Source organism: Nocardia sp. NPDC004722 (assembly GCF_053601505.1).
This window is the reverse complement of record NZ_JBSGBY010000688.1, coordinates 1-4216: the sequence shown is the minus strand read 5'-3', so window position 1 is coordinate 4216 and position 4216 is coordinate 1. Positions and strand designations below refer to the sequence as shown.

5 protein-coding genes and 1 pseudogene are annotated in these 4216 nt (G+C 68.8%); 3 read left to right on the top strand and 3 right to left on the bottom strand.

Annotation, left to right across the window (positions count from 1 at the left end):
- Both ACWELQ_RS39835 and ACWELQ_RS39830 read right to left on the bottom strand, forming a co-directional pair.
- Positions 1 to 798 (bottom strand): annotated as a pseudogene (locus ACWELQ_RS39835) (hypothetical protein); the annotation flags it as partial.
- 83 nt (positions 799 to 881) lie between these two features.
- Positions 882 to 1277 carry a hypothetical protein gene (locus ACWELQ_RS39830; protein ID WP_452402179.1) on the bottom strand — a complete coding sequence of 132 codons (396 nt, stop codon included), beginning with the start codon at positions 1275 to 1277 and terminating at the stop codon, positions 882 to 884.
- A gap of 87 nt (positions 1278 to 1364) precedes the next feature.
- Here ACWELQ_RS39830 and ACWELQ_RS39825 point away from each other — a divergent pair, with 87 nt between their 5' ends.
- Both ACWELQ_RS39825 and ACWELQ_RS39820 read left to right on the top strand, forming a co-directional pair.
- A complete protein-coding gene (locus ACWELQ_RS39825; protein WP_452402178.1) occupies positions 1365 to 1925 on the top strand; it encodes a PadR family transcriptional regulator in 561 nt (186 codons plus the stop codon).
- A 199-nt stretch (positions 1926 to 2124) separates the two neighbouring features.
- Positions 2125 to 2766, top strand: coding sequence for a TetR/AcrR family transcriptional regulator (locus ACWELQ_RS39820; protein WP_452402177.1), 642 nt, complete (start codon positions 2125 to 2127; stop codon positions 2764 to 2766).
- A gap of 7 nt (positions 2767 to 2773) precedes the next feature.
- Here the strand turns inward: ACWELQ_RS39820 and ACWELQ_RS39815 are convergent, their stop codons facing one another.
- Positions 2774 to 3712, bottom strand: coding sequence for an alpha/beta fold hydrolase (locus ACWELQ_RS39815; RefSeq protein WP_452402176.1), 939 nt, complete (start codon positions 3710 to 3712; stop codon positions 2774 to 2776).
- A 148-nt stretch (positions 3713 to 3860) separates the two neighbouring features.
- Between ACWELQ_RS39815 and ACWELQ_RS39810 the strand changes: the two genes are divergently transcribed.
- Positions 3861 to 4216, top strand: a 356-nt coding sequence (locus tag ACWELQ_RS39810) for an SDR family NAD(P)-dependent oxidoreductase (protein WP_452402175.1), incomplete at its 3' end; no start/stop codon positions are given.

The following is a 4216-nucleotide window of genomic DNA, read 5'->3' as shown; positions in this document are numbered from 1 at the left end:
CGTCGCGGAATCGGTCAGGGACAGTTGCATTTCCGTGCCCTGCGCACCGTCGGCAGGCCGGACCGCGCGCACCGTCAGATTCGCGGGTGGCCGTGAATAGTTCGTGGTCAGCGGCAGATCCCGCTCCGGGTAGGGGTTGCCGATATTGCCGGAGGTGGGATCGAGCAGACTTCCGGCCGGGCGGGCCTGCGGCGCACTGCCCGACAGCACGGCCCCCGTGGTGCCGACCGTCAGCGCGGCGATCAACGCCCCCACCGGAATCAACGTCGGCCAGCCGCGTTTGGAAAGCAGCGCGGTGCCGAGCGCCACCAACAGCAGCACCCCGGCCGCGAAGAAGCCCCCGTAGGCCGCTCGTTCCCACGGCGTCACGACGCGGGCCGACACCAGGAACGGGATCCGCGCCGTCCGCTGCCCATCGGAGACCGACAGTTCCCACGGCCCGGCATGATCCACGCGCAGCGTCGTCGAATACGGTCCCGGCTGACCGCCGAGTTCCACGGTGCCCGAGGACTTCTCCCCACCCTGATCGGTCGGCACGGCGGTGACCGTCAGCGTCCCCGGCGCGGTCCCCGCATGCGTGACCACGTCGATCCGCAGCGGTCCCGGCTCACTGCGCCGCACCACCACGGTCAACTCCCGGGCCCCCAGCGACTCCGCCACGGTGAGGTCCCCGCCGCTCACCGCCCCGTCGGCGTGCGCGGCGGGCGCGGTCCCCACGACGAGACCCATCATCGACGCGCAGAGCACCCCCACCACCAGGACCACACCGCGCAGGCGAACGTTCAACGGCGACTGCACTGTTCCGAAGCTACCGAAAAACCCTGCCTCGCAAATCCCACCCACGGGGGATAGCCGTTCAGGGTTCGGTCAGGGTAGACGCGTCAGCGGAAGAAATCCCACAGCCAGGTGGGGCCGACGGTGCTCGCGCCCAGGGCCTCCACCCGGGAGCGGAGTTCGCGGTCGGAGGTGACCACGGTGATGTCGGGGGCGGTGGCGGCGGCGACCGCCTCGACGATCGCGTCGTCGCCGGAGCGGTCGGCCAGCACCACCGTCAGCCCCTCGTGTTCGATGTCGGCGGCGGGTTTGGCGGCGCCCTCGAGGACCACCACGATCGAGGTCGGCTCGGGGAGCTGGTCGCGCAGGACGGTCAACTGGGCCAGTAATCGACGGGCGGCTCCGGCGCGATCCCGCCACCAACCGTCCGGTCGCGAACCGACCACATTGGCGGCATCCACCACGATCAACCGCTCCGCATCATCCACGGCACCAGTCTGCATGGCCTGCCGCAGTTCGTCCGATTCCGTCGTCGGGCACGCCGTGACGCGCCCGCGCGGGTCAATTAGTTGACTAGGTAGCCTGTCCGGATGGCGTTACGCAATGCGGTCCTGGCGACCCTGCTGGAAGGTGAGGCCTCGGGCTACGACCTGGCCAAGGGATTCGACGCCTCGGTCGCCAACTTCTGGCAGGCCACCCCGCAGCAGCTGTACAAGGAGCTGGAGCGGATGGCCGCGGCCGGGCTCATCGAGACCCGGGTGGTGGAGCAGGAGCGTCGCCCCAACAAACGCCTGCACGCCATCACCCCCGCCGGGCGGGCCGCGCTGCACGAATTCCTCGCCGAGCCCGCCAAACCCACCGCCATCCGCGACGAGTTGATGGTCAAGGTGCAGGCCATGGACGGTGACGATGCCGTCGTGCGGGCCGCGATCGCCGGGAAACTGGAGTGGTCGCGGGCGAAGCTGGCCCGCTACGAGCGCCTGCGCCAGCGCCTGCTCGACGGCCGCAGTGAACAGGCGTATCTCGCCGAGGCCGAACGCATCGGGCCGTATCTGAGCTTGATGCGCGGAATCACCTTCGAGCAGGAGAACATTCGCTGGGCGGAGTTCGCGCTGCCCGTCATCGACCGCCGGATGGCGGCACAAGGGTAACCGCGGCTCGGCGGCTTCTCGCCAGGTGCTCGCGGGAGCGGGGCGGGGGTCGATCGCGTGGGCGCGGCGGGGGTGGTTCGCGGGGAGCGGGGCGGGGCGGATCGTGAGGGGCGCGGCGGTGGATCGTGAGGTGTGTGGCGCGGGTTGATACGGTGTCCGCCTGAAAACCAGTCCGCAGAACGACAGGCAGTGATCAGCGTTGGCGTCGCAACCGAAGGCAGGCGAGAGCGAATCCCGCCGCGCCGCCCCGCGCACCAAGCGGGGTGAGCGGACCCGTGGCGCGCTGATCGCCGCGGCCCGCGAGGTTTTCGAGCGCGACGGCTACCTCGACGCCAAGATCGCCGACATCTCCAAGACCGCGGGCATGGCCTCGGGCTCCTTCTACACCTACTTCGACAGCAAGGAAGAGATCTTCGCCGCCCTGGTCGAGCAGGTGTCGGAGGAGATGCTGCACCCGCACGTGCGCGAGCGCAGCGGCATCACCGATCCGCGCGCCCTCATCGAGGCCGCGCACCGCGATTACCTGTTGTCCTACAAGCGCAATGCGCGCCTGATGGCATTGTTCGAACAGGTCGCCCACATCGACGAGAACTTCCGCCGGCTGCGCGTCGAACGCGGGAAGGCGTTCGCGCAGCGCAATGCCCGCATGATCCGCGAACTGCAGGAGTCCGGCCGCGCCGACGCCGACCTGGATCCCATGATCACCGCGCACGCCTTGTCGGGCATGGTCAGCCGGATGGCGAACCTGGTTTTCGTTCAGCAGCAACGGATCCCGTTCGAAAAACTGGTCGCCACCCTCACCGACCTGTGGGCCAACGCGCTGCGGTTGTCCTCGGAGTGAGCTCGAATCAGCCGACCGCGCGTACGAAGTCGATCAGCGCGGCATTGACCTCGTCCGCGCGTTCCTGCTGAATCCAGTGGCCCGCGCCGTCGAGGATGATCGATCCGCGCAGATCACTGAGCAGGGCGGACATCTTGTGCAGCGGCGTGAATTGGATGACCGGGTCGATGGATCCGGCGACGAACAGCGACGGCTGGCCGATCTTCACGCCCTCGAGATGCGCGGTGCGTTCCCAGGTGCGATCGAGATTTCGGTAGTAATTCAGGCCACCGGTGAACCCGGTCGCGGTGAATGACTCTACGTAGTAGTCGAATTCGGCCGGATCGAGCCACGCGGGCAGCGGCGGCATCGGTTGGCCGGTGTCCTGGAAGTTCTGGGCGCGCAGGATTTCGACCTGGACCTGCTGCAGGGTGCGGCGCACGTCGGCGTTCAGCACCTGATCGGCCACGCCCGGTTCCTGGAACCAGATCATGTAGAACTCCTCGCCGAGGCGCGACCGCATGATCGCGGTCGGCGGGCCCGACGAGCGCGGCGTGGCGGGGACGCTGAGTCCGGCCACCGCGCGCACCCGCTCGGGATACTCGCGGGCCATATGCCACACCACCGACGCACCCCAGTCGTGGCCGACGAAGATCGCGTCCTCGAGCCCGTAGGCGTCGAGCAATCCGGCCAGATCCCCGCAGATGGTGACCATGTCGTACTGATCGATCCGCTCGGGCCGGGAACTGCCGCCGTAGCCGCGCATATCCGGGGTCAGCGTGCGGAAGCCCGCGTCGGCGAGCGCGAAAACCTGATGCCGCCAGGAGAATCCGAGTTCGGGGAAGCCGTGGCAGAACACCACCGGCGTGCCCGTCCCGTGCTCGACGACCCGCAACTCGATCCCGTTCGCGGCGATCTGCGCGCTGCCCAGCCGCTTCCACTCGTCCACCCGTTGTGATGCCTGCACCGGTTGTCCACCTCGCGACCGTGTTGGTTGACGCCGGACCTACCGTCAACTTGAATCCGACGTAGGTTTCATATTTCCATCAGCCGGCACACCCGATCCAGCCTCGACGGCGAAATCGATTGCCGGTGTGGGCCGGAAGGAGCTTTTCGTGCAGGTCGCGGGTAGGAACGCCATTGTCACCGGAGGTGGCGGCGGCATCGGCGGCGCATTGGCCGCCCGGCTGGTGCGCGCGGGCGCGAAGGTCGTGGTCGCCGATCTGGACGGTCGGGCCGCCGAAGCGGTGGCCGCGGCGCTGGCGGCGGAGTTCCCGGGCGCGGCCGTCGCGGTCGGGGCGGATGTCTCCGATCCGGTCCGCATCGCGGAGCTGATCGCGCGCTGCGAGGCCGAATTCGGCCCGGTCGACCTGTATTTCGCCAATGCGGGCGTGATCGGTCCCGTCGGGCTCGGCGACGACAAGGACTGGGAGCTCACCCTGGATGTGAACCTCAACGCCCACATTCGGGC

Coding starts and splice junctions, on each gene's coding strand:
- ACWELQ_RS39825 (WP_452402178.1), top strand. CDS start 1,365: ATGGCGTTACGCAATGCGGTCCTGGCGACCCTGCTGGAAGGTGAGGCC.
- ACWELQ_RS39830 (WP_452402179.1), bottom strand. CDS start 1,277: ATGCAGACTGGTGCCGTGGATGATGCGGAGCGGTTGATCGTGGTGGAT.